The 25,027-nt window shown below is 68.2% G+C and carries 18 protein-coding genes; 6 read left to right on the top strand and 12 right to left on the bottom strand.

Annotated elements, in window-relative coordinates; all coding sequences use genetic code 11:
* Positions 1-28: 28 nt before the first annotated feature.
* From ACOTSS_RS11015 to ACOTSS_RS10995, 5 genes are all read left to right on the top strand, one after another.
* Positions 29-2,950 (top strand): TonB-dependent receptor, encoded by a 2,922-nt coding sequence (locus ACOTSS_RS11015; RefSeq protein ID WP_448688202.1) that lies wholly within the window; start codon positions 29-31, stop codon positions 2,948-2,950.
* A complete protein-coding gene (locus tag ACOTSS_RS11010; RefSeq protein WP_448688201.1) occupies positions 2,947-4,167 on the top strand; it encodes an alginate lyase family protein in 1,221 nt (406 codons plus the stop codon). Before ACOTSS_RS11015 ends, ACOTSS_RS11010 begins: the two co-directional genes overlap by 4 nt.
* On the top strand, positions 4,164-5,363 hold the full coding sequence (locus ACOTSS_RS11005; protein WP_448688200.1) for an alginate lyase family protein: 1,200 nt from the start codon (positions 4,164-4,166) through the stop codon (positions 5,361-5,363). Before ACOTSS_RS11010 ends, ACOTSS_RS11005 begins: the two co-directional genes overlap by 4 nt.
* A gap of 169 nt (positions 5,364-5,532) precedes the next feature.
* Positions 5,533-8,154 carry a TonB-dependent receptor gene (locus tag ACOTSS_RS11000; RefSeq protein ID WP_448688199.1) on the top strand — a complete coding sequence of 874 codons (2,622 nt, stop codon included), beginning with the start codon at positions 5,533-5,535 and terminating at the stop codon, positions 8,152-8,154.
* A gap of 21 nt (positions 8,155-8,175) precedes the next feature.
* Positions 8,176-9,855 (top strand): hypothetical protein, encoded by a 1,680-nt coding sequence (locus ACOTSS_RS10995; protein ID WP_448688198.1) that lies wholly within the window; start codon positions 8,176-8,178, stop codon positions 9,853-9,855.
* Here the strand turns inward: ACOTSS_RS10995 and cobA are convergent.
* From cobA to ACOTSS_RS10960, 7 genes are all read right to left on the bottom strand, one after another.
* Positions 9,831-10,631: a uroporphyrinogen-III C-methyltransferase gene (gene cobA, locus ACOTSS_RS10990; protein ID WP_448688197.1), complete on the bottom strand. Its 801-nt coding sequence runs from the start codon at positions 10,629-10,631 to the stop codon at positions 9,831-9,833. The two genes, ACOTSS_RS10995 and cobA, sit on opposite strands and share 25 nt — an antisense overlap.
* Entirely contained in the window at positions 10,621-13,215 is a 2,595-nt protein-coding gene (locus ACOTSS_RS10985; RefSeq protein WP_448688196.1) for a molybdopterin-dependent oxidoreductase, read from the bottom strand. Before ACOTSS_RS10985 ends, cobA begins: the two co-directional genes overlap by 11 nt.
* Before the next feature lie 118 nt (positions 13,216-13,333).
* The gene (gene nirD, locus ACOTSS_RS10980) at positions 13,334-13,672 is read right to left on the bottom strand and encodes a nitrite reductase small subunit NirD (protein WP_448688195.1); all 339 of its coding nucleotides are present in this window, start codon (positions 13,670-13,672) and stop codon (positions 13,334-13,336) included.
* Positions 13,669-16,164, bottom strand: a complete 2,496-nt coding sequence (gene nirB, locus ACOTSS_RS10975; RefSeq protein ID WP_448688194.1) for a nitrite reductase large subunit NirB — start codon at positions 16,162-16,164, stop codon at positions 13,669-13,671. Before nirB ends, nirD begins: the two co-directional genes overlap by 4 nt.
* A gap of 34 nt (positions 16,165-16,198) precedes the next feature.
* Positions 16,199-17,410: a nitrate/nitrite transporter gene (locus ACOTSS_RS10970; protein WP_448688193.1), complete on the bottom strand. Its 1,212-nt coding sequence runs from the start codon at positions 17,408-17,410 to the stop codon at positions 16,199-16,201.
* Between the two features lie 261 nt (positions 17,411-17,671).
* A complete protein-coding gene (locus tag ACOTSS_RS10965) occupies positions 17,672-18,883 on the bottom strand; it encodes an ABC transporter substrate-binding protein (RefSeq protein ID WP_448688192.1) in 1,212 nt (403 codons plus the stop codon).
* Positions 18,880-19,461: an ANTAR domain-containing response regulator gene (locus ACOTSS_RS10960; protein ID WP_448688191.1), complete on the bottom strand. Its 582-nt coding sequence runs from the start codon at positions 19,459-19,461 to the stop codon at positions 18,880-18,882. The genes ACOTSS_RS10965 and ACOTSS_RS10960 overlap by 4 nt, the downstream gene beginning before the upstream one ends.
* Positions 19,462-19,592: 131 nt before the next feature.
* Here ACOTSS_RS10960 and fdhD point away from each other — a divergent pair, with 131 nt between their 5' ends.
* Positions 19,593-20,429 carry a formate dehydrogenase accessory sulfurtransferase FdhD gene (fdhD, locus tag ACOTSS_RS10955; protein ID WP_448688190.1) on the top strand — a complete coding sequence of 279 codons (837 nt, stop codon included), beginning with the start codon at positions 19,593-19,595 and terminating at the stop codon, positions 20,427-20,429.
* Here fdhD and ACOTSS_RS10950 read toward each other — a convergent pair.
* The 5 genes from ACOTSS_RS10950 to ACOTSS_RS10930 form a co-directional block, all read right to left on the bottom strand.
* Positions 20,426-21,076: a DUF1345 domain-containing protein gene (locus tag ACOTSS_RS10950; protein WP_448688189.1), complete on the bottom strand. Its 651-nt coding sequence runs from the start codon at positions 21,074-21,076 to the stop codon at positions 20,426-20,428. The genes fdhD and ACOTSS_RS10950 overlap by 4 nt on opposite strands.
* Before the next feature lie 7 nt (positions 21,077-21,083).
* Positions 21,084-23,363, bottom strand: coding sequence for an FdhF/YdeP family oxidoreductase (locus ACOTSS_RS10945; protein WP_448688188.1), 2,280 nt, complete (start codon positions 23,361-23,363; stop codon positions 21,084-21,086).
* A gap of 222 nt (positions 23,364-23,585) precedes the next feature.
* On the bottom strand, positions 23,586-24,344 hold the full coding sequence (locus tag ACOTSS_RS10940) for an RNA methyltransferase (RefSeq protein ID WP_448688187.1): 759 nt from the start codon (positions 24,342-24,344) through the stop codon (positions 23,586-23,588).
* Positions 24,341-24,811: a transcriptional regulator NrdR gene (nrdR, locus tag ACOTSS_RS10935; protein ID WP_053553650.1), complete on the bottom strand. Its 471-nt coding sequence runs from the start codon at positions 24,809-24,811 to the stop codon at positions 24,341-24,343. Before nrdR ends, ACOTSS_RS10940 begins: the two co-directional genes overlap by 4 nt.
* A gap of 3 nt (positions 24,812-24,814) precedes the next feature.
* On the bottom strand, positions 24,815-25,027 hold the full coding sequence (locus ACOTSS_RS10930) for a hypothetical protein (protein WP_448688186.1): 213 nt from the start codon (positions 25,025-25,027) through the stop codon (positions 24,815-24,817).

Below are 25,027 nucleotides of genomic sequence, written 5' to 3'. Positions count from 1 at the left end.
CGCGAGAGGGCGCAACAGGGAGAGCAACATGACATCACGACCGGTCCACGCAGTCCGCGCGGCGCTATTGGCATCCACCATGCTGGCGGGGGCCGCCCCGGGCTTCGCGCAGGACGCATCGCCGGCGGCGAGCGAAGCGATCGCGGCGGCGCCCGCGCCCGGCGAGGAGATCATCGTCTCGGGCGTGCGCGCGACCCAGCGCAGTTCGATCGATTTCAAGCGCAACGCCGACGTCGTCGTCGACGGGCTGGTCAGCGACGAGATCGGCGCGACCCCCGACAATTCGGTCGGCGACACGCTCGAGCGCATCGTCGGCGTCTCGGCCGACCGCTTCAAGGGCAACGCCAACGAGCTGTCGGTGCGCGGGCTGGGGCCGACGTTGAGCTTCTCGACCTTCAACGGCCGCGAGGTGTCGACCGCGGGCCCCGACCGCTCGGTCGCCTTCCAGCAATTCCCCTCGGAGCTGATGAACGGCGTCCTCGTCTACAAGACCCAGCGCGCCGACTTCCTCGAAGGCGGGGTCGGCGGGGTGATCGAGCTCCGGTCGATGCGGCCGCTCGACTATGGCAAGCGGCGCATCCAGTTCGAGGTGCGCGGCGATTTCCAGCCGCAGGACGACGACGTCTATCAGCACGACGGGCTCGGCTATCGCGCCAATTTCTCCTACACCGACCAGTATGAGACCGGGCTCGGCGATATCGGCGTGTCGATCGGCTACCAACGGCAGGACACGACCGCGCCCGAGGATTATTACAACGGCAATTCGACCTTCCAGCTCTGCAACACCTCCGCCAACGATCCGTGGCAGCTCACCGGCAATTCGGCGACGCAGGCGGCCGCGGGCGCCAACGTCAATTGCACCTTCGCAGAGGGGCCGCGCACCGCGAACGGGGTGACGGTGGGCGAGACGATCGGCGACTATTATTTCCCGACCTCGTCGCGCAGCTTTCGCACCCAAAGGACGTCCGAGATCCGCGACGGGCTGATCGCTGCGATCCAGTGGCGCCCGTCCCCGACGCTCGAAATCGCGCTCGACGGTCAATATTCGAAGCGCCGCAGCCTTGAGGACCGCAACGTGCTGGGCATCGCCGAGGGGCTGCGTGGAATCGAGCCGCTGGTCATCGGCAACGGCAGCAACGGCTATTCGCCCGGCGCGCTGATCAGCTATCGCGGCAATTCGAACATCGAGAACCAGCTCGAAACGCGCCAGCGCAACGAGACCTACAAGGGCGGCGGGGTCAACATCGTCTGGACCCCCGACCGCTGGACGGTCTCGCTCGACGGATCCTATTCGGACAGCCATCGCACCGAGACGCAGAAGGCGACGCGGATGCGGTCGAACCGGCGCGTCGGCTATACGCTGACCTATGAGGGCGACGATGTCGTGCCGAACGTCGCGTTCGACGATTTCGATATCACCGACCACGACCTGTTCCTGACCACCGCGGCCAATTCGGTTTATGCGCGCAACCGCTTCGTGACCGACCGCCGCGACACGATCTGGGCGGCGAAGCTCGATGCGGAGCGCGAGCTCGACGGCTTCATCACCTCGATCAAGGTCGGCGGGCGCTATTCGGATCACCAGCGCACCAACGACAACGCCCGCAACAGCGACCGCAACACGCTGATCCCGGTCGACGGCCTGACCCCGGCCGAACTGATCGCGCAGGCGAACGCGCAGTGCCGCGCGCCGTTCACGACGACCTCCTACATGCAGGGGATGGGGACCAACGTCACGCGCTGGGCGACCTTCGACAACGACTGCCTGTTCCGCACCTTCACCGGCAGCGACGACGCGCTGCCCTATCCGACCGACGGGCGCGACCCGAGCGACATCGACGTCACCGAGCGCATCTACGCCGTCTATGCGATGACGAATTTCGCCTCCGACGCGGGCAGCATTCCGTTCAGCGGCAATGTCGGGCTGCGCTGGGTCAAGACCGACATCACCTCGATCGGCTATCGCCAGGCCTATATCCTGACCGTCGACACCGCGGGCGACACCTATACCGTCGACGTCGACCCGAATGGGGAGCTGGTCCGGAACAGCGCGAAGGGCAGCTATAATTATTTCCTGCCGAGCGCGAACGTCTCGTTCGACCTGTCGCAGCAACTGAAGCTGCGCCTTGCCGCCTATCGCGCGATCGCGCGGTCGGGGATCGAGAGCTTCGGTGCGGGGATCGACCTCAATCCGTCCGAGGGCACCGGGCTCGACAACATCATCTTCGACGCGACGACGGGCAATCCGAACCTCAAGCCGCTGCGCGCGTGGAACCTCGACGCGAGCCTCGAACTCTATGCGTCGAAGGACACGCTCGTCTCGCTCGCGGGCTATTATAAATGGGCGAAGGGCACGGTGATCCGCGCCGAGCAGCCGATTCCGACCGACGTCACCATCACGACGATCCGCGACGGCGGCGCGCCGGTGACCGAAACCGTCACCATCTCGCCCACCGCTCCGGCGAACGACAGCGAGACGCGCCATCTCTATGGCGTCGAGGCGACCTTCAGCCACGCCTTCACCTGGCTGCCCGACCCGCTCGACGGCTTCGGCATCCAGGGATCGGTCAACCGCGCCTTCGCCAATTTCGAATATCCCGACACCTCGCCGATCGCCGATTACGTCGACCCGGCGAACCTGATCGGCCTGTCGAAATGGACCGCGAGCGGGTCGGTCTGGTTCGAGAAATGGGGGCTCTCGCTGCGCGCGAACCTCCGCTACCGCTCGGGCTATTACAAGCCGAACAGCGGCACCAACCGCGAGATCCGGTCGGCGACCTATCTCAACCTGTCGGCGCAATATGATCTGACCAAAAATGTCCAGCTGAAGCTGCAGGCGCTCAACGTCACCGGCACCAACGACGTCATGATCAAGGGCGGATACGACAGCATCGCCGAAGTTTCGCACAGCGGCCCGCAATATTTCTTCGGGTTCCGGGTCCGCCTGTGAGGCGAAAAGGAAAAGCCCTCCACCCATGGGCTCTGACTGCCGCCGCCGTATGTCTTCCGACTGCGGCGGCGGCTTTTTCCTCGCCGCCGCCATCTCCCCCCGTCTGCCATGCGAGCGACGGCTATGCCGGGGCGTTCGGCGGTCGGCGAACCTTCGCGCTGCGCCCCGACGAACTCGCCGCGACCAAGGCGGCCTTCGCGGGCGATCCGTCGGCGCCGGCCTATCGCAACCTGATCGCCGAGGCCGACCGCGCGCTCGCCCGCCGGCCCGGATCGGTGATGGACAAGCGGACGATCCCGCTGTCCGGCGACCGCCACGATTACCTCAGCCTCGCGCCCTATTGGTGGCCCGACCCCGCCGACCCCGAGGCGCCCTATGTCCGCCGTGACGGGCAGGTGAATCCCGACCGCGCGACCGACCGCTTCGATCGTGCAGCCTTGGGCCGGATGGCGAGCGACGTCGATACGCTGGCGCGCGCCTATTATTACAGCGACGATCCGCGCTATGCCGAGGGCGCGGCGGCGAAGATTCGGGCGTGGTTCCTCGATCCCGCGACGGCGATGAACCCCAATATGACCTATGCGCAGGCGGTGCCGGGAAGGGCGAATGGCAGAGCGGAAGGCGTGCTGGAGACGAGCGGCTTCATCGGCGTGATCGACGCGGCCGGGCTGATCGCGCCGTCGGGGGCGCTGTCGCCCCCCGAGAGCGCGGCGCTCGAGCGCTGGTTTTCGCGCTATATCGACTGGATGACGACGAGCGCCAACGGCCGCGCCGAGCGCAAGGCGGGCAACAACCACGGCCTCTGGTACGACGCGCAGCTCGCGCGCTTCGCGCTGTTCGCGCGCCGGCCCGAGGTGGCGCGTGCGGTCGTCGCCGATTTTCCGAAGGCGCGGATCGCGCGGCAGTTCGACCCGTCGGGCGCGCTGCCGCATGAGCTGACGCGCACGCGCAGTTTTCATTATTCGCTCTACGCGCTGCAGGCGGCCTATACGCTCGCCGACAGCGCGGCGTGCCTCGGGGTCGATCTTTACGGCTATCGCGATGACAAAGGCCGCTCGCTGCGCCGCGCGACCGACTATGTCGCGGCCTATCGCGGCCGCGCCGCCGACTGGCCGCACAAGGAACTGCGCTGGCCCGCTGCGATGCTCGACGAACTGCTGGTTCGCGCGCGCCGGGCGTGGGGCGCCGATGCCTTTCCGGCCGCCGACAGCCGATGATCGCGCGCCGCGCCCTGCTCGCCGCGGCGCTGCTTGCGGGACCGGCGGCGGCTTTGGCGCGCGGTGGTGAAGTGCCGCTCGACATCGGCGCGATCGAGCGGCGGCGGGTGCTGCCGCGCGCCGCCGCGCTGCTGAGCGAGGCGCCGCGCACCATAGCGGCGATTCCGGCGCCGCGCAGTCCGGCGGGCCCGCAGGACTATTATTCGGAAGGCGATTACTGGTGGCCCGACCCCGCGCATCCGGGCGGCCCCTATGTTCGCCGCGACGGCCGGTCGAACCCCGACAAGTTCGACGGTCACCGCGACGCGCTGATCGCTTTCGGGCGGACGGTGCCGACGCTCGCGGCGGCGTGGGCGCTGTCGGGCGAGGCGCGCTTCGCCGAGGCGGCGGCGCGCCATATGGATGCGTGGTTCGTCGATCCGGCGACGCGGATGAACCCGAACCTCGACCATGCGCAGGCGATCATCGGGGTGAATGGCGGGCGCGCGATCGGGGTGATCGACACGCTGCAGATCGTCGAGGTGGCGCGGGCCGCAACGCTGTTCGCGGCGCGCGGCGCGCCGGGCTATGCGCGCATCCGCGCCGGGGTCGAGGACTGGTTCGCGCGCTATCTGGACTGGCTCACCTCCTCGCCCTTCGGGGAGGAGGAGCGCGATCAGGCGAACAACCACGGCAGTTGCTGGCTGCTCCAGGCGGCGGCGTTCGCGGCGCTGGTCGGGCGGAGCGATGTGCTGGCCGAGGCGCGCGACCGGCTGCGGACGGTGCTGATCCCGACCCAGATCGCGCCCGACGGCCGCCAGCCGCTCGAACTCGCGCGAACCAAGCCCTATGCCTATTCGCTGTTCAATCTCGACGTGCTGGCGGCGACGGCATGGCTGCTCGCGGGCGAGAGCGGCGAACTGATCGCGTGGAGGACTGCCGACGGGCGCTCGATCGCCGGCGCGATCGCCTTCATGGCGCCGTTCATCGCCGACAAGGCGCGCTGGCCCTATCCCCCCGACGTCGAATATTTCGAGGGCTTTCCGGTGCGCCAGCCGAGCCTGTTGTTCGGCGGGCTCGCAGCGGGCAGGGAGGACTGGCTCGACCTGTGGCGGCGGCTCGACCCCGATCCGGTGATCGGCGAGGTGGTGCGCAATTTTCCGGTCCGGCAGCCTTTGCTGTGGCTCGCCGAGGATCGGGATTACATATTGAATTAAAGGTATAATTTCGATTCCGGTTCGCCGGCTCGTGCCCGCATAGTTGTCATACAATTTTTTCTTGACAGCGCGGCGGTGCAGGCAGATCATTCCTGACACCGGTTACCAAAACCGGACAACGACAAGGGTGCCGACAGCTGGTGCGGGCGCCGAACGTGGGGAGGATGAGATGGCTATTCGCGGAAGAAATGCGGCCGGGATAGGGGTGCGGCTGGCGGGCGGCGTTTCGCTGGCGGCGCTCGCCATGGCTCCGGCCTTCGCGCAGGATGCGCCCGCGGGCGACGCGGCGGCGGGGGACGATGCGATCATCGTCACCGGCATCCGCGCCTCGCTCGAACAGGCGGCCGAGATCAAGCGCGAGTCCGACCAGATCCTCGACGTTATCACCGCCGAGGATGTCGGCAAGCTCCCCGATTCGAACGTCGCGGAGGCGCTGCAGCGGGTGACGGGTGTCCAGATCACGCGTGTCTTCGGCGAAGGGCAGGCGGTGTCGGTGCGCGGGCTGCAACAGGTGCGGGTCGAGGTCGACGGCCGCACCCTGCTCGGCTGGTCGGCGCGGCTGTCGCCGCCCGAGAACGACCAGCTCGGCCGTTCGTCGGGACTCGATTCGGTGCCGTCGAGCCTGTTCGGCCGCCTCGAGGTGCGCAAGTCGCCGCTCGCGAGCCAGGCCGAGGGCGGACTCGGCGGCACGGTCAACCTCGTCACGCCCAAGCCGCTGAGCTTCAAGGAGCCGACCGCGTCGCTGCGCGTGCAGGGGGTCTATTCGGAAAATTCGGACAAGTTCGAGCCCGCGATCACCGGCTTTGCGACGACCAAATTCGCCGATGGCCGCATCGGCGTGATGATCGCCGGCGAATATCAGAAGCGCACCTCGACCACCCAGGCGTTCGAGCGCAACAATTTCCTGAACCGCAACTACGCCGGAACCGGCGGGACGGTGGCGCAGCCGACGCCGGTGCTGCTGCAGTACGAGAATTTCGTCGTCGACCGCTCGCGGCTCGGGCTCAACGGCGCGATCCAGTTCGAGGTGACGCCCGAATTCACGCTGACCGCCGACGCGCTCTATTCGAAGCTCAAGACCGGGCGGCACCAGGATTTCTTCGCCTTCCGCCTGCCGACTGGGACCAATCCCGTGACCAATGCGGTGGTCGAGGACGGAATGGTCGTCGCGGGCAATGCCAACGGCACGGTGACGACCGCGGGGCAGATCCGCAACGAGCCGACCGAGAGCTTCCTCTATGGCCTCAATGGCAAATATGAGAGCGGCGGACTGACGATCGAAGCCGACGGCTATTACAGCAAGGGCACGATCGACCAGACAATCCAGATCATCACGCTGCAGGCGGCGGCGCCGGTTCCGGGGGCGTTCGATTTCCGGGACAACGCCGTTCCGTCGCTGACGCTCGGCGGCACGTTCGACCCCGCCGACTATGCGTCCTACAATCCCGCCAACAACGGCGTGCGCAGCAACCGGCTGCTCGGGCTGCTCGAGGAATGGACCGGCAAGTTCGACGTCGCCTATGAAAGCGATAGCGGCGTCACCGTGTCGGCAGGGGTGCGCTATACCGATCTTCACGCGCGCTCGAATGCCTTCCGCAGCCAGGTCACTCCGACGCGCGACGAGATCGAACCCTATCTGACCTCGATCGGCGCGGGCGACTTCCTGCCCGACATCGCCGGGACCTTTCCGCGCGGCTTCCTGAGCACCGCGCCGACCTACGATTATGTCTTCAACCGCGCGCAGGCGGCGCAGCCGAATCCCGATGCGGACGGGCGGTCGACGCTGCTTCCCAATTCGCAGCGCGACTATGATTTCAGCGAGCGGACGCTCGCGGGCTATCTGATGGTGTCGGGCGAGGGGGAGATCGGCGGCATCCCCTTCCGCGCCAACGCGGGGGTCCGCATCGCGAGCACGCGGCTGTCGGTCGACACCTTCCTCAACATCGGCAGCACGAGCACGCTCGTCACCGACAAGAACCGCTATACCAACGTGCTGCCGAGCGCGAACATCGCGTTCAACATCACCGACAATTTCATGATCCGCGTGTCGGGGTCGCAGACGATGCAGCGCGCGTCGATCGCCGACCTTGCGCCCTCGACCTTCTTCAACGCGACCAACCTGTCGGTGACCGGGGGCAATGCGGGGCTCGAACCGCCGATGTCGACGCAGGCCGATATCAGCTTCGAATATTATACGGGCAAGAGCTCGCTGATCTCGGGCGCGGTCTTCTACAAGGACGTCACCAACTTCATCGCCAATTTCGTGACGTCCGGGGTCGACCTGAACCTCGACCCGCAGGGGCGCGAGCTCGTCTTCTCGCGGCCCGAGAATCTGGCGAGCGCGAAGATCAAGGGGTTCGAGATCGGCATCCAGCAGTTCCTCGACTTCCTGCCGTCGCCGCTCGACGGCTTCGGGATCATCGCCAACTATACCTGGTCGGACTCGGAGGATAATGCGGGCTTCCCGCTCGTCGCGGTGTCTAAGAACAGCTACAATCTCGTCGGCCTCTACGAGAAGGGGCCGTTTTCGGCGCGCCTCGCCTATAATTACCGCGACGAGGCGGTGTTCGAATTCTCCGAAGGGCGGCCGAGCTTCATCGGCCCGCGCTCGCAGCTCGACGCGCAGATCGGGTTCGACATCAACAAGAATTTCGCGCTGTCGCTCCAGGCGCAGAATCTGATGCCGAGGAAATCGGCGACGCAGGAGTATAGCAATTTCGTGCCGACCGCGCTCAACAGCTATGCCTTGTCAGAGCGGCGCTTTTCGGTCGGGCTGCGTGCCAAATTCTGACTTGGAATGGGAAGAGAATCTATGAGGTCGCCAAGCGCGGGAACACGCGCCTTTTACATGATCCTGTCGGTCGCCGCCGGTGTGGTGCCCGCACGGGCCGAGCCGCCGGTACTGCCGAAGATCCTCGCCGACCCGGCGACGCAGGCGGCGCAGCCGTTGCCCGATTACAGCTATGCCGGATACGGCTTCGGCACCGCGCCGATCCCCGAGGGCGCGGGGACGGTGGTTGATGTCACCGACTATGGCGCGATCCCCGATGACGGGCTCGACGACAGCAAGGCGGTGCTGCGCGCGCTCGACGCCGCGAACAAGGTGAAGGGCAAGGTGACGCTGCGCTTTCCGGCCGGGCGGACGCAGATCACCGAGGTGCTGCGGATCATACGCAGCGACATCGTTCTCGACGGCGCCGGGGACGGGGCGGGGGGAAGCGAACTTTTCTTTCCGCGGCCGCTGAAGCTGATCGACAAGAGTCACGCTTTCGACGAGCTGCGCGCCTATCTGGTGCACGAGAAGAAATATCAGATCGAGCCCGAGCATAATATCGACTATCTGTTCACCGAATATAGCTGGGCCGGCGGGATGATATTCGTCGGCCCGGAGAATACCCGCCCCGTCTCCTACGACGGCAGCAAGGATGTTCGCGATCCGGTGCTCGCGAACGGTGTCGCGGGCAAGCAGTTCGAGCCTATGCTGACCGTCGACGACCCGGCGAAGTTGCACGTCGGCGATGTCGTCCAGCTGCAATGGTTCTCGGTCGACGGGCCCGACAGCCGGATATTGAAATCGCTCTACGGCGACACCGACCTGCCGATCGGGTCGCACCACTGGAGCTCGCCGAACCGGCCGGTCGTGGTCCAGTCGACGCGCGTCGCGGCGATCCGCGGCAAGACGGTGACCCTCGGCGATCCGCTGCTCCATGACATACGCGCCGATCAGCCCGCGGTGGTGGCGCAGTGGGAGCATCTTTCCAATGTCGGCATCCAGAATCTGCGGCTGCAATTTCCCGAGGCGCCCGCCTTCGGTCACCATCTGGAGCAGGGCTATAACGGCATCTACATGACCGGCGTGTTCGACGGCTGGATCCGCAAGCTGACGATCGACCGGTCGGACAGCGGCATATTGACCGACAATGCCGCGAGCCTGACGATTTCCGACATCACGACCACGGGCGATCGCCGCGCGCATTATTCGGTGCACGTCGGCGCCGTGCACAATGTGCTGGTGAAGGATCTGAAGGTCGAAAACCCGGTGATCCACCCGCTGAGCGTCAACACGCGCTCGACGCGATCGGTGTTCCTGCGCGCCGAGGTCGAGACGCACGCGATGATCGACCAGCACAGCGGATCGAACCACCAGAATCTGTTCGATCAGGTGACGCTGCGGATCGACCCCACGCTGGTCAAGGGCGACTGGCGCTATCAGCTCTGGGTGGGCGGTGGCGCGCCCTATTGGAAGCCGGGGCACGGCCTCTACAACATCGTCTGGAACGCGCGGCTCGTCATTCCCGACACCGTTCCGCACGACGCGACGGTGATGATCGACAGCGGACTCGAGGGACCGGGCGAGCGGATCGTTGGCCTGCACGCGAACCGCGCGATCGCGGTCCATTACAACCCGGCGCCCTATATCGAGGGGACAGGGCAGGCGGTCACGGGCGCGCCGTCGCTCTACGACTATCAGCTCGCGCGGCGCACCCGGTAATCGGCGGGCGCGGCGCCGGTCGCGGTCGGACCGCCCTGCCGGCCGCCGCGTACCGCCTCGCCGACGAGGATCAGCGTCGGGGCGTCGGCCGCGAGCGCGCGGACGGCGAGACCGAGCAGGTCGAGCCGGGTCGCGAGCCGCTGTTCGTCGGCGCGGCTGACGTCGCACGCGACGAGCACCGGCGTCGCTGCGGAGAGGCCCGCGGCGATCAGGCGCCGCGCGATCTCCGGCGCCGCGTCGCGCCCCATGTAGAAGGCGAGGGTCGACCCGCCCGCCGCGAGCGCGTTCCAGTCGAGGTCGAGCGTCGCGCCGCGGCGGCTGTGCGCGGTAACGAAACGGACGTCGCGCGCGATCCCGCGCAACGACAGCGACACCCCCGCCGAGGCCGCGGCGGCGCTCGCGGTGGTGATTCCGGGGCAGACGCGGACGCTATGGCCGGCGGCCCGGAGCGCGCCGATCTCTTCGGCCGAGCGCCCGAACAGCGACGGGTCGCCGCCCTTCAGCCGCACGACGCGCTGCCCCGCGGCCGCAGCGGCGACGAGCAGCGCGTCGATCGTCCGCTGGTCCTTCGAATGGCGCCCCGACCGCTTGCCGACGCTCACCCGCTCGGCGTGCGGCGGGATCAGCGCGAGCACATCGGGGCCGACGAGCGCGTCGTGAAAGACGATGTCCGCCGCGGCGATCAACCGGACCGCCTTCATCGTGAGCAACTCGGGGTCGCCGGGGCCAGCGCCGACGAGCCAGACGGTGCCGGGCGCGAAATCCTCATGCGGCATGGCTTTTCTCCTCGGTCAGGATGCGCGCGAGCGCGGGGCGGCACGATCCGCAGTTGGTTCCGGCGCCGATTGCGGCGCCGATCGCCGCGACATCGGCGAGATGCTGGTCGCGGATCGCCGCGATGATCGCCTTCAGCCCGACGTCGAAGCACACGCAAACGATCGGGCCGCGGTCGGCTTGCGCCCCCGGCGCGCGGCCGGCGAGCAGGGTGGGGGCGACGGCGGGGGCGGTAAGCTGCGCGATCAGCCAGTCGCGCGGCGGCAGTTCGCCGCTTGCGGTGACGAACAGCGCGCCGGCGAGGCGCCCGTCCGCGATCACCGCGACGCGCCGCGTGCCGCGCGCCGGGTCCTGCGCCTCGATCCTCTCGCCGCGCGGCAACAGCGCCTCGATGCGCTGAATATCCTCATCGCCCGCGAGCTCCCACAGCACCCCGGCGGGAACCGCGACGCGGGTCGCCCACAGGCAGGCGGGGCGCTCGGCGAGTTCGGCGGCGAGGAGCAGGAAACCGCGCCATTGCGTCGCGAGGGGGGCAATCGCCGCGGGAGTGCGTTTGAAGCCGGGCTGGCCCGAGACCGGATCGACGAGCGGGCGCGACAGCAATCCCGTCCGCCCGCCGCTCGCGGTGCGGTCGGTCCAGTGGATCGGCACGAACAGCTCGCCGGGGCGCTGCCCGTCCGAAAAGGCGACGCGGTAGACGCTCTCGCCCTGCGGCGTGTCGACGCGCGCGAGCCCACCGTCGGCGAGCCCGAGCCGCGCGCCGTCGGCGGGATGCATTTCGACCAGCGGTTCCTCGCGATGGCGCGCGAGCTTGGGCGCGAGGCCGGTGCGCGTCATGCTATGCCATTGGTCACGATAGCGCCCGGTGTTGAGCGTCAGCGGCCATTTCGCGAGCGGGCCGGGGAGGGGCTTCTGCGCGACCGGAACGAGCCGTGCGCGGCCGTCTTCGGTCGAAAAGCGCCCGTCGGCGAACGGGCGGTCGCCGCCCCAGCGAAAGGGCGCCATCGCGTCATAGGCGGCGTTGCCACCCTGCGCCGCGCCGGGCAGCGCGAAGCGGCGCGCGCCGTCGTTCTCATAGGTCGAGAGGCGGCAATGCTCGCGCCAGATGTCGGCGGGCCGGTCATAGGCGAAGGCGGTCTTCCACCCCATGCGCCGCGCGACCTCCTTGACGATCCACCAGTCGGGCATCGCTTCGCCGGGGAGCGCGAAGAGCGCGCGCTGGCGGCTGATCGTGCGATCCGAATTGGTGACGATGCCGTCCTTCTCGCCCCAGGCGGCGGCGGGGAGGCGGACGTGCGCGAAGGCGCCGGTGTCGGTTTTCTCGATCACGTCGCTGACGACGACGAAGGGGCAGGCCGCGAGCGCCGCGCGGACGGCGTTCGCGTCGGGCATCGACACTGCGGGGTTGGTCGCCATCACCCACAGCGCCTTGATCCGGCTTTCACCGACCGCGCGAAACATATCGACGGCTTTTAGCCCCGGCTTTTCCGCCATCGCCGGTGCGGCCCAGAAGCGCCGGACGCGCTCGCGGTTTTCGGGTGCGAAGTCCATATGCGCGGCGAGGGTCGAGGCGAGCCCGCCGACCTCGCGTCCGCCCATCGCATTCGGCTGGCCGGTGATCGAGAAGGGCGCGGCACCGGGCTTGCCGATGCGCCCCGTCGCGAGGTGGAGGTTGGTGATCGCATTGACCTGATCGGTTCCGGCGGTCGCCTGGTTGATCCCCTGGCTGAACAGGGTGACGGTGCGCGGGCTCGCGGCGAACAGGTCGAAGAAATGCCTGAGGTCGGCGGCGGGGACGTCGCAAGTGCACGCCACCGACCACAGATCATTCCCCTCGGCGAGCTGGTCCCAGAAATCCTCGGGCACCGCCACGTGCGCGGCGAGATAATCCGCGTCGACCACGCCCGCCTCGCGGCAATGCTGGAGCAGGCCGGTCATCAGCGCGACATCGCTGCCGGGGCGGATCGGCAGATGCAGATCGGCCTCTTCGGCGGTCTCGGTACGGCGCGGGTCGATGACGACGAGCTTCGCGCCTTCCTCGCAGCGTGCGCGGATGCGCTGGTAGACGATCGGATGGCACCAGGCGGTGTTGCTGCCGACGAGGACGATCAGATCGGCGGCATCGAGGTCGTTATAGGTGGCGGGCACGACATCTTCGCCGAACGCGCGCATATGCCCCGCGACCGCGCTCGACATGCAGAGGCGCGAGTTGGTGTCGATGTTCGCGCTGCCGATGAAGCCCTTCATCAGCTTGTTCGCGACATAATAATCCTCGGTGAGCAGTTGCCCCGAGACATAGAAGGCGACGCTGTTCGGGCCGTGGCGCGCGATGGTTTCCTTGAACCGCCTCGCGACAAGGTCGAGCGCCTTGTCCCAGCTCGCGCGCTTGCCACCGATCATCGGATGAAGGAGGCGGCCTTCGAGGCCGACCGTTTCGCCGAGGTGCGTGCCTTTGGAACAGAGGTGGCCGCGGTTGGCGGGGTGATCGGGGTCGCCGGCGATCTCGACCGTGCGCTCGCCCGTCACCGTCGCGCGGATGCCGCAGCCAACGCCGCAATAGGCACAGGTGGTGCGGATGGAGGTCACCTAAGCCCCTCCCCTTCAGGGGAGGGGTTGGGGGTGGGGTCCATCGGCCTTGCGCAAGGTTGCAAGACCCCACCCCAACCCCTCCCCTGAAGGGGAGGAGCTTTTGTTTGCTTCGTCTTCACGCCGCCGCCTTCAGCGTGCCCGCGCGGCAGATCAACACGCGGCCGCCGTCGATCTTGACCGGCACCGTCGGCGTGCAGCCCTTGTCCTCGCCGAGCGCCTCGCCGGTCGACAGGCTGATCCGCCAATTGTGCAGCGGGCAGGCGACCGCACCGCCGTGGACGATGCCTTGGCTCAGCCGCCCATGCTTGTGCGGGCAGCGGTCGAGCAGCGCGAAGACCTTGCCCTCGGCGGTGCGGAAGAGCGCGATGTCGTCGCCCCCCTCGACCTGCACGGTGCGGCTGCCGCGCACGGGAATCTGGTCGACCCAGCCGATGTCGAGCCATTCTGCATTCATGCCCTGATCTCCTTCAAGAAAGCGTCCTCCTGCGGGGTGAAGCGCGCCATCGGCGCATGATGTTCGGCCTCGGCGCCTTCGGCGCGCTGCGCCCAGGGGTCGTCCTGCGAAAAGCTCTGCGAATGGAGGAAACGCGCGCGGAGCGCTTCGCGGCCCGGCGTATCGTCGACGATACGCGCCTTGACATGGTCGAGCCCCACGCGCTCGATCCACGGCGCGGTGCGCTCCAGATAGCGCGCTTCCTCGCGGTAAAGCTGGATGAAGGCGGCGCAATAATCCATCGCCTCCTGCTCGGTTGCGACCTTGCAGAGCAGGTCAGTCGCGCGGACGTGAATGCCGCCGTTGCCGCCGACATGGAGCTCGTAGCCCGAGTCGACGCAGACGATTCCGAAGTCTTTGATCGTCGCCTCGGCGCAGTTGCGCGGACAGCCGCTGACCGCGATCTTGAACTTGTGCGGCATCCAGCTGCCCCAGCTCATCCGCTCGATCTTCACGCCGAGCCCCGTCGAATCCTGCGTGCCGAAGCGGCACCATTCGGACCCGACGCAGGTCTTCACCGTGCGCAGCGCCTTGCCATAGGCGTGCCCCGACACCATGCCGGCGGCGCCCAAGTCGGCCCAGACCGCGGGCAGGTCCTCCTTCCTGATCCCGAAGATGTCGAGTCGCTGACCGCCGGTCACTTTGACCATCGGGGCGTTATATTTCTCGACCACATCGGCGATCGCGCGCAGCTCGGTCGGATTGGTGAGCCCGCCCCACATGCGCGGGACGACCGAATAGGTGCCGTCCTTCTGGATGTTGGCGTGGAGGCGCTCGTTGACGAAGCGGCTCTGCTGGTCGTCGACATAGTCGCCCGGGAGTGCGCAGAGCAGGTAATAGTTGAGCGCGGGGCGGCAGGAGGAGCAGCCGTCGGGGGTGGTCCAGTGCAGCTTCTGCATCACCTCGGGGATCGAACGCATGTCTTGCGCCACGATTTCGCGGCGGACATCGTCATGGCCGAAGCTCGTGCATTTGCAGATGGTCCTGGGGCCGCTCTGCACATCGTCGCCGAGCGTCAGCGCAAGCAAAGTCTCGACGAGGCCGGTGCAGCTGCCGCAGCTCGCCGACGCCTTGCAGGTGCCGCGCACTGCGTCGAGACTGTGCGCGCCCTTGGCGATGCACGAAACGACCTGCCCCTTGGTGACGCCGTTGCAGCCGCAGATCTCGGCATCGTCCGAGAGCGCCGCAACGGCCGCCTTAGGGTCCGCCTGCCCACCTCCGGAGGCGAAGGCCTGGCCGAAGATCAACATGTCGCGAAGGCCGGAGACGTCCTCCTGCTTCTTGAGCAGGTCGAAATACCAGTTGCCGTCAGCGGTATCGCCATAGAGCACCGCGCCGACGACGCGGTCGCCCCTGAGCACGACGCGCTTGTAGACGCCGCGGCTCGCATCGCGCAGCACGATATCCTCGCAGCCGTCGCCGCCCGAGAAATCGCCCGCCGAGAAAACGTCGATGCCGGAGACCTTGAGCTTGGTCGAGGTCACCGAGCCGCGATAACCCGTGGGCTTTTCGACGAGCCCGTCGGCGAGGCTGCGGCACATGTCCCACAAAGGTGCGACGAGGCCGTAGACCTGCCCATCATGCTCGACGCATTCGCCGACCGCGAGCACGGCGGGGTCGCTGGTGACCATATGGTCGTCGACCTGGATGCCGCGCCCGACCGCGAGGCCGGCATCGCGCGCGAGGCCGGTCGAGGGACGAATACCAACCGCCATCACGACAAGGTCGGCGGGGATCAGCGTCCCGTCCTTCAGCTTCACGCCCTCGACCTTGCCGTCGCCGACGATCTCGGCGGTGTCGGCGCCGGTCAGGATCGTCTGGCCGCGCGCTTCCAGTGCCCGCTTGAGCAGCCAGCCCGCCGCTTCGTCGAGCTGGCGCTCCATCAGGGTCGGCATCAGGTGGATGACGGTGACTTTCATGCCGCGCAAGGACAGCCCGTGCGCGGCCTCGAGCCCGAGCAGCCCGCCGCCGATCACCACCGCGCTGCCGCCCTTTTCGGCGGCAGCAAGCATCGTGCCGACATCGTCCATGTCGCGAAAGGCGATGACGCCGGGGAGATCCCTGCCCGGCACCGGGATGATGAAGGGATCGGAGCCTGTCGCGATCAGCAGCCGGTCGTAACGCTCGACGCTGCCGCCGCGCGTCGCCACGGTCTTCGCGGCGCGATCGATCGCGACCACCGGATCGCCCGCGACCAGCGCGATGCCATTGTCCGCATACCAGCCCGCATCGTTGATCACGATATCGTCGAAGGCTTTCTCGCCCGCGAGCACGGGGGAAAGCATGATGCGGTTGTAATTGACCCGCGGCTCGGCGCCGAAGATCGTGATGCGGAAACGGTCGGGGTCGCGCGCGAGCAGTTCCTCGATCGCGCGGCATCCCGCCATGCCGTTGCCGACCACGACGAGATGCTCGCGCGTGTCGGCGTCGGGGGAGAGGGGGCTATGTTCCATTATCGAGTGTCCGTCGAATTGTGGTGGAAGAGGATCAGATTCGCACGCCCTCGGCGGCGGTCCACGACCGGCGCCACTGGTCCTTGACGAAGACGAGCGCGACGAGCGCCGCCACCGCGAGGCCGGCGAAAAAATGAAAGGCGGGGGCGTAGCTGCCGGTCCATTGGCGCGCGAAGCCGAGCGTCGCGGCGAGAGTGAAGCCGCCGACCCCGCCCGCCATGCCGACGAGCCCGGTCATCACGCCGATCTCGGCCGAAAAGCGCTGCGGCACGAGCTGGAAGACCGCGCCGTTGCCAACGCCGAGCGCGAGCATCGCGGCGACGAACAGCGCGAGCGCGGCGGGGAGGGCGACCGCCTGCGGCACCCCGGCGAGCGCCGTCGCGGCGGCGACGAACACGATCATCAGCGCGCGCACCCCGCCGATCCGGTCGGCGAGCGCGCCGCCCATCGGCCGCACGAGCGATCCCGCGAAGACGCAGGCCGCGGTGCAATATCCCGCCGTCACCGGGGTCAGGCCGAACCGGTCGGTGAAATAGATCGGCAGCGACGCCGCGAGCCCGACGAAACCGCCGAAGGTCACCGCATAGAAGGCCATCAGCCACCAGGCGTCGGCGGTCCGGAGCGGCTCGAAATAATCGGGCAGCTTCCGGGGCGCGGGCGCGTCGGGCGCGTCCTTCGCCATCAGGAGGTAAAGGGCGAAAACGATCGTCAGCGGGATGCAGGCAAGGCCGAGCACCATGTTCCAGCCGAACAGCGCGGCAAGGCCGGGCGCGAAGAGCGCCGCGAGCACCGTGCCCGAATTGCCCATGCCGGCGAGCCCCATCGCCTTGCCCTGATGCTCGGGCGGATACCAGCGGCTCGCGAGCGGCAGCGCGATCGCGAAGCTGGCGCCCGCGAAGCCGAGGATCAGCCCGAGCGCGAGCGTGCCCGCGAAGCTGTGGACGCCGAGGAGCCAGGCGGTGAAGAGGCCCGCGATGACGATCGCCTGGCTGATCGCGCCCGACCGCTTCGGCCCGATGCGGTCGACGAGCAGGCCGTTGACGACGCGCAGCACCGCGCCCGCGAGCGTCGGCACCGCGACCATCAGCCCCTTCTGCGCCGGGGTCAGGCCGAGATCCCCGGCGATGGCGGGCGCGAGCGGTCCGAGGATGACCCACACCATGAAGGCGAGGTCGAAATAGAGGAAGGCGGCGACCAGCGTCGGCCAATGCCCGCTGGACCAGAAGCTCGATTGTCCCTTCGTCATCGTCCGTCCCTTGTGCGACGGGCAATAAAAAAGCCGCCAGGACGGCGGCCTCATGCGGCGCATCCTGACGGCTTCATTGCCTGTTGGAGTGCGGGAAAAAGGCTCCCCGCCTGCCGCGCGGACCAGCCCCTTCGTTGGAGCGGCGCCGCTTTATCTCGGCCCGGCAGCTCTGCCGGGTGCGATCAAACTGCCTGATTCGTTCAGGTCGCGCAAGCGATTATTTTGCAGTGCAACATAATTGCCGAGCTGCGCCCTTCGCCTTCAGGGCAGATCGGCCAGATACCCCGCAATATCCTCTGGATCGAAGGCGCGACCGTCGAAGAAGCGGTCGCTGCCGAGGAGCAGGCGGCCCTGGGTCGAGCCGGCGCCGATCGGGGCGTCGAGGCCGCCCTCGAGCTTCGAGCTCGCGCCGGGCAGCGGGGCGCCCGACCCCGCGAGCGCGGCGCGGTAGATGTCGGGGCGGAACACCCCGGCGGCCGTCGCCGCGTCGGCGGGTGAAAAGGCGATGCCGTCCCAGCGCACCATCTGCGAATAGAGCCACGCGGCCTGGCTGCGCCACGGGAAGCTGGCGGCCTCGCGATACTGGAACATGAAGTCGGGATAGGCGACGGGCTCGCCGCCGGGAACGACGCGGATGCGGTCGGTGATCGCGCGTTCGATCGCATCCTGCGGCGCGTCGAGATAGGCGGGGCGGGCGAGGATGGCCGCGCTCTCCCCGGCGGTGCCTGGCTCGACGAAATGTGCGGCCGCGGCATGAAGCGCGCGGAGCAGCGCTTCGACCGCGTCGCGGCGCGCCTCGGTGACGTCGCTGCGGACCGCGAGCACCTTCTCGACCCCGCGCCGCCAGATCTGCGCGGTGGCGAGCGCGATATGGCCGACGCCGCGATCGACCGCGATCGCGTTCCACGGCTCGCCGACGCAGATGCCGTCGACCTCGCCCGCGGCGAGCGCGTCGGCGGCGAAGGGCGGGCTGGTGACGACGATCTCGACATCGGCGTCGGGGCGGATGCCTACCCCGGCCAGCCAATAGCGCAGCATGTAATTATGGCTCGAATAGCGATGGACCACGCCGAAGCGCAGCGGACGGCCCGCCGCCTTGCGCGCCGTGGCGACGCCCCGCAGCGCCGCGCCGACGGTTGCGGGGTCGCCGAGCCCGTCGCCGAGCCCGGCCTCGGCCGCGAGCGCGGTCGAAAAGGTCACCGCATTGCCGTTGAGTCCGAGCACGAAAGGCACCGCGAGCGGCACCGCCGGCCGGTCGCGGCCGAGCGCGGTCGCGATGGCGAGCGGGGCGATCATGTGCGCGGCGTCGGTGTGGCCGTAGAGCAGCCGGTCGCGCACCGTCGCCCAGGTCATGTCGCGGACGAGCTCGATATCGACGCCCTCGCGCGCGGCGAAGCCGAGCTCGTGCGCGAGGATCGGCAGCGCGGCGTCGACCAGCGGCAGGAAGCCGATGCGGAAATGTTCGGCGCTCACTCGATATCTCCCATCAGCGCGTCGCTGGTCACGATCGCCTCGGCGATCTCGGCGATGCGGCGGTTGGTCCGCATCGCCTGCCCGCGCAGCAGCGCATAGGCGGTGGGCTCGTCGATCCCGCGCCGCTTCATCAGGATCGCCTTCGCCCGGTCGATCGTCGCGCGCTCGGCAAGCGCGTTCTTCGCTTCGTCGAGTTCGCGCTGGAGGCGCGAGAAGGCCTGGAAGCGCCGCACCGCAAGGTCGATCACGGGCTTGATCCGCTGCTTCGACAATCCGTCGACGACATAGGCCGACACCCCCGCGTCGATCGCGGCTCCCGTCGCCTCGGCGTCGCTCTGGTCGACGAACATCGCGATCGGCCGCGCGAGCGCGCGCGACATGGCGAAGAAATCCTCGAGCAGGTCGCGGCTGGGATTTTCGAGGTTGATCAGGACCACCTCGGGCCGCGCCGCCTCGACCTGCGCGACGATCGGTCCCTTGGGATCGATGAGGACGAGGTCGTCGAGCCCCGCTTCGCGCAGGCCATCGGAAATGATCGCCGCGCGCGTCGTGCTGGTGTCGATGATCGCGATCCGCATGTCCCGCCCCATAGGGCGCGCGGGTCCGGTTCGCCAGCCCTCGGGATCGAATGCAAAGGAGAGGCGATTTGCGGGCGATATTCGGATAGACCGGCCGAACGGCGGACGAAGAGGTCTGCATCCGATCCGAGGTGCCGCAGGTGGAAGAGGCCGATTCCCGAATTTCCGAACGCGACTCGATCGCGCTCGCGGTCCGGCGCATCGGCCTGGGCGAGCCCGGTGACGCGGCACTGACGCGTGCGGTGCCGATCGAGGCGCCGGTGTCGATCGAGGTTTGCGGCATCGGCTATGCCGTGATGATGGCGACACCGACCGACCTCGAGGATTATGCGCTCGGCTTCGCGATGAGCGAGGGGCTGGTCGACGGCCCCGATCAGATTCGCGGCATCGATACCCAGCCAATCGAGGGCGGCTGGGCTCTGCGCATCTGGCTGCCGCCCGAACGGAGCGAGCGGGCGCTGGAACGGGCGCGGAAGCGGGTGAGCGAGAGCAGTTGCGGGCTGTGCGGGATCGAGAATATCGAAGAGGTGCTGCGCCCGCTGCCCGCGGTCACCGCAAGCATCGGGGTCGATCGCGCGGGACTCGCCGCCGCGCTCGCATCGCTCGGCGATCACCAGCCGCTCGGCCGCGCGACCGGCGCGGTCCACGCCGCGGCCTTTTGTGCGCCGGACGGCGCGATCCGGCTCGCACGCGAGGATGTCGGGCGGCACAACGCGCTCGACAAGCTGATCGGCGCGCTCGCGCGCGCGCGCATCGATCCCGCGAGCGGCTTCATCCTGCTGTCGGCGCGGTGCAGCTATGAACTGGTCGAAAAGACCGTCCGCGCGGGCTGCCCGATGCTCGTCACCATCTCCGCCCCGACCAGCCTCGCCGCCGAGCGCGCCGCCGCCGCGGGGCTGACGCTGGTCGCGCTCGCGCGGCCCGATTCGGCGCTGGTCGTCAGCGGACAGGTGGAGGGCGGGCTTTAGGAGCCGCCGATCGCGTTCACGGTGAACGCCAATATCCCCATGTTGAACAGGAAGGCGGCGAGCGAGTGGCCGAGCACGACGCGGCGCATATGCGCGCCCGAAATCGTCACGTCGGAGGTCTGGAAGGTCATGCCGAGGGTGAAGCTGAAATAGAGGAAGTCCCAATAGCTGGGCTCGCCCGCGCCCGGAAACTCCAGCCCGCCGCGGTCGTGGCCGTGCGGCTGGAGGTAGAAGAGATGGGCATAGTGGAGCGTGAAGACCAGGTTCGCGAACAGCCACGACAGAACGAGCGTCGCGACGATCAGCACGATATCGCCGCGGCCGAGCGCCTGCGGCCCGGCGATCAGCGACCCCACCGCGAACAGGATGACGAGCGACAGGAGCACCGAGATGGCGAGGAGGCCAGCGCGGTTGGCGTCGTTGCGCGCCGCGGTGCGGCGCATCGCGTCAGGATCGGCACCGAGCAGCGGCCAGGCCGCGCAGAGGAAGAGGAAGGCGGCGACGTCGAAGCCGGTCAGCAGCGCGATGCGCGGGGGAGCGCCCGCCGCCATCGCCGCGCCGCCCGCAGCAAGGAAGGCCGCGGCGAAAAGCAGGAAGCGCGCGGGCGCGATGCGGTCCCCCGGAGCGAAATCGCGCCGCGCGGCCATCGGCGCGTTAGCCTTTCGCCGCCGGAGCGACGACGCGGACCGGGATCGACTTCGCCGCGGGCGTGCCGCTGATCCGGTCGTAGTGGTCGAGCGGCAGCAGCGGGTTGAGCTCGGGATAATAGCCCGCCACGGCGCCGCGCGACATCGGATAGTCGATGATGGTCAGCCCCTCGACGCGCCGGTCGACGCCGTCGTCGCTGATCGTTTCGAGCGCGACGCGCGCGCCGGCGTCGAGCCCGCGCGCCTCGCGATCCGCGGCGTTCATGAACAATATCATGCGGTCGCCCCGCACGCCGCGATAGCGGTCGTTATAGCTGTAGATGGTGGTGTTGAACTGATCGTGCGAGCGCACCGTCGCGAGGCGCAGCATCGCGGGGTCGGCGATCTCGGCGTTGACCGCGAGGCCGGGCAGGACCAGGAAATTGGCCTTGCCGTTGGGGGTCGCCCACACGCGGCGGCGTGGCGGGATATCGAGGTGGAAGCCGCGCGGTGCCTTGATCCGCTCCGAAAAGCCTTCGTAGATCGCGGGATAGACCTCGGCGATCTTGTCGCGGATGCGGCCGTAATCGTCGATATAGCCCGCCCAGTCGACCTTGCTGTCCGGCAGCGCCGCCATCGCCATGCGGCAGACGATCTCGACCTCGGGCATCAGATGCGGGCTCGCGGGGTCGAGCACGCCGCGCGAGGCGGTGACGTTCGACATCGAATCCTCGATCGTCACGAACTGTTCGCCCGCCGCGGTCTCGATACGCTCGGAGCGCGCGACGACGGGGAGGATCAGCGCCTCTTTGCCGTGGACGAGGTGCCCGCGATTGAGCTTGGTCGCGATGCCGACGGTCAGGTCGAGCTTTCGCATCGCATCATAGGCCCGCTCGGTGTCGGGCACCGCGCGGACGAAATTGCCGCCGAGCCCGATGAAGACCTTTGCGCTGCCCGCGAGCATCGCCTCGACCGATTCGATGGTGTGATGGCCGTGCGCGCGCGGCGGATCGAAGCCGAAGACGTCGCGCACCCGGTCGAGATAGGCCGCGCCCGGCTTTTCGTCGATGCCGACGGTGCGGTCGCCCTGGACATTCGAATGGCCGCGGATCGGTGAGATGCCCGCGCCGGGCCGCCCGTAATTGCCCTTCAGCAGCAGGATGTTCGCGACCTGCTGCACCAGCCGCGACCCGAGCTGGTGCTGGGTCAGCCCCATGCCGTAGCAGATGATCGTCGCCTTCGAGCGGATGTAGATTTCGGCGCAGCGGCGGATCTGCTCCTCCGAAACCCCCGACGCCGCGACGATGTCGGCCCAGTCCTGCGCCTCGATATCGGCCTTCAGCTCCGCGAAGCCCTCGGTGTGCTCGCGAAGGAAGTCGTGGTCGAAGATCGTCTCGCCCGCGGCTTCGCGCTCGACCATCACCTTCATCATGCCCTTGAGCAGCGCAAGGTCGCCGCCGACGCGGATATGGACGAACTCGCTCGCGATCTCGGTCGAACCGAAGGTCGCCATCTGCACCGCGTCCTGTGGCTCGGTGAAGCGGATCAGCGCGCGTTCGGGCATCGGGTTGACCGCGACGATGGGGACGCCGCGCTTCCGCGCCTCGACGAGCAGGGTCATCATCCGCGGCGCGTTGGTGCCGGGGTTCTGGCCGATGACGAAGATTGCCTCGGCATGCTCGAAATCCTCGAGCACCACCGTGCCCTTGCCGACCCCGATCGCGGGCGGCAGGCCGCGGCTCGTCGGTTCGTGGCACATGTTCGAGCAATCGGGGAAATTGTTCGTGCCATATTCGCGCACGAAGATCGAATAGAGGAAGGCCGCCTCGTTCGGGGTGCGGCCCGAGGTATAGAATTCGGCCGCGTCGGGGTCATCGAGCGCGCGAAGATGACGGCCGATCGTCGCGAAAGCCTCGTCCCAGCTCGCCGGCACATAATGGTCGGTCGCGGGGTCGTAGCGCATCGGCTCGGTCAGGCGGCCCTGCATCTCCAGCCAATAGTCGGACTGCGCCATCAGTTCGGTCACGCTGTGCTGCGCGAAGAAATCGCGTGTCACGCGGAACTTCGTCGCCTCGTGCGCGAGCGCCTTGGCGCCATTTTCGCAGAATTCGAGCGTCTTGGTGCAATCGGCGTCGGGGAAGGCGCAGCTCGGGCATTTGAAGCCGCCGGGCTGGTTCATCGACAGCAGCGCGCGCGAGCCCTTGGTGACGACGCTCTGTTCGAGCAGCACCTTGGCGGTCGCGGCGGCGGCGCCCCAGCCGCCCGCGGGGCTGGTGTAGCTTCGATATCTGGGCTTGCTGTCCGTCATCGTCCGCGCTCCTTTCGAGGCCGTTCCGCGCGGTCTCCACAAGGTTTGTCTATCGCCAACGGCGGCGTGGCTCAAGCAATCGCGGACCTCCGAGAAATCAAACGCCACCGCATCCCCGAGCGAAGACGAGGGGCCCGTTCGAGCGAAGCGAGAACCAGAAGTATCGCTGCCTCGGCTTCGCTCGGCATGACCCCTCGTCTTCGCTCGGGAATACGGTTTGTACTATGCTTTGGAGTCCTGATCGTCCTGCGATGTCCGCGCCGACTTGCGCGCGCGGCCCAGCGTCGTGACGATGCCGTGCATCATCCGGATGTCGTTGTGCGACCAGCCGGTCTTGGTCAGCGCGGTGCGCAGCGTCCGCAGCGTCGCCGTGGTCCGCTCGGGCGGGAAGAAATAGCCCGCGGCGTCGAGGTCGCGGACGAGGTGCCCGATCAGATCCTCGAGTTCGCCGTGCGGGGCGGGGGGGTCGAGCGGTACGTCGGGCGGGCTGGCGAGCGCCTCGCCCTTCGACCATTCATAGGCGAGCAGGATCACCGCCTGCGCGAGGTTCAGCGACCCGAATTCGGGGTTGATCGGCACGGTGACGATCTCGTGCGCGAGCGCGACGTCGTCGCTTTCGAGGCCCGAGCGTTCGGGCCCGAAGACATAGGCCGATCGCAGCGCGGTCGCATGCACCTGCCGCGCCGCCGCCTCGGGGGTCAGCACCGGCTTGGTCACGCCGCGCTTGCGCACCGTGGTCGCATAGATGTGGCCGCAATCGGCGACCGCCTCGGCAAGGCTGTCGAACACTACCGCGTCGGCGAGGACGCGGTCGGCGCCCGAGGCGGCGGGCCCGGCATCGGGATTCGGCCAGCCGTCGCGCGGGGCGACGAGGCGCAGCTCGGTCAGCCCGAAATTGAGCATCGCGCGCGCCGCCTTGCCGATATTCTCACCAAGCTGCGGGCGGACGAGGACGATGACGGGGGGAGGGGCCTTGCTCACGAGCCGTTCTTGTGCGCCGCTTCGTTGATCGTCGCGGCGAATTCCTCGAAATCCTTGGCTTCGGTGAAGTCGCGATAGACGCTGGCGAAGCGGATATAGGCGACATTGTCGAAGCCCTTCAGCGCTTCCATCACCATCGCGCCGATCTGCGCCGCCTGCACCTCGTTCTCGCCCGAGGTTTCGAGCTGGCGCTGGATGCCCGAGACGAGCCGTTCGATGCGCGCGCCGTCGATCGGGCGCTTGCGGCATGCGATCTGGACGCTGCGCATCAGCTTCTCGCGGTCGAAGGGCTCGCGGGTGCCGCCTGCCTTGAGCACCGCGACCTCGCGTAGCTGGATGCGCTCGAAGGTGGTGAAACGCGCGCCGCAATCCTCGCACTGGCGGCGGCGGCGGATCGCGGCGCCGTCCTCGGTCGGACGGCTGTCCTTCACCTGGCTGTCTTCATGGCCGCAATAGGGACAGCGCATGGATCAGCGTCGGATCCGGCTGTAGAGCGCGATCGCGGCGCCCGCGAACAGGCCGACCGGCCAGCTGATCACGGGCAGCACGGCCCCTGCGACGGCGCCGATCGCGCCGCCGGTGAGCACGGGCTTGGTCGAAGGATGGTCCATTCCCTGCTTGCCCATCGCCTTGATCTCTTCGACCGTGTCGCCGAGCAATGTTTCGATTCCGGGCTTCGCCAT

It is taken from the genome of Sphingopyxis sp. NJF-3 (assembly GCF_053514865.1).
This window is presented reverse-complemented; position numbering and strand designations above follow the sequence as displayed.

Excerpts from the sequence above, each read along its gene's own strand:
- ACOTSS_RS11015 (WP_448688202.1), top strand. The coding sequence starts at position 29 with ATGACATCACGACCGGTCCACGCAGTCCGCGCGGCGCTATTGGCATCC.
- ACOTSS_RS11005 (WP_448688200.1), top strand. The coding sequence starts at position 4,164 with ATGATCGCGCGCCGCGCCCTGCTCGCCGCGGCGCTGCTTGCGGGACCG.
- ACOTSS_RS11000 (WP_448688199.1), top strand. The coding sequence starts at position 5,533 with ATGGCTATTCGCGGAAGAAATGCGGCCGGGATAGGGGTGCGGCTGGCG.
- ACOTSS_RS10995 (WP_448688198.1), top strand. The coding sequence starts at position 8,176 with ATGAGGTCGCCAAGCGCGGGAACACGCGCCTTTTACATGATCCTGTCG.
- cobA (WP_448688197.1), bottom strand. The coding sequence starts at position 10,631 with ATGCCGCATGAGGATTTCGCGCCCGGCACCGTCTGGCTCGTCGGCGCT.
- nirD (WP_448688195.1), bottom strand. The coding sequence starts at position 13,672 with ATGAATGCAGAATGGCTCGACATCGGCTGGGTCGACCAGATTCCCGTG.
- nirB (WP_448688194.1), bottom strand. The coding sequence starts at position 16,164 with ATGGAACATAGCCCCCTCTCCCCCGACGCCGACACGCGCGAGCATCTC.
- ACOTSS_RS10970 (WP_448688193.1), bottom strand. The coding sequence starts at position 17,410 with ATGACGAAGGGACAATCGAGCTTCTGGTCCAGCGGGCATTGGCCGACG.
- ACOTSS_RS10960 (WP_448688191.1), bottom strand. The coding sequence starts at position 19,461 with ATGCGGATCGCGATCATCGACACCAGCACGACGCGCGCGGCGATCATT.
- ACOTSS_RS10950 (WP_448688189.1), bottom strand. The coding sequence starts at position 21,076 with ATGGCCGCGCGGCGCGATTTCGCTCCGGGGGACCGCATCGCGCCCGCG.
- ACOTSS_RS10945 (WP_448688188.1), bottom strand. The coding sequence starts at position 23,363 with ATGACGGACAGCAAGCCCAGATATCGAAGCTACACCAGCCCCGCGGGC.
- nrdR (WP_053553650.1), bottom strand. The coding sequence starts at position 24,811 with ATGCGCTGTCCCTATTGCGGCCATGAAGACAGCCAGGTGAAGGACAGC.
- ACOTSS_RS10930 (WP_448688186.1), bottom strand. The coding sequence starts at position 25,027 with ATGGCGAAGCCCGGAATCGAAACATTGCTCGGCGACACGGTCGAAGAG.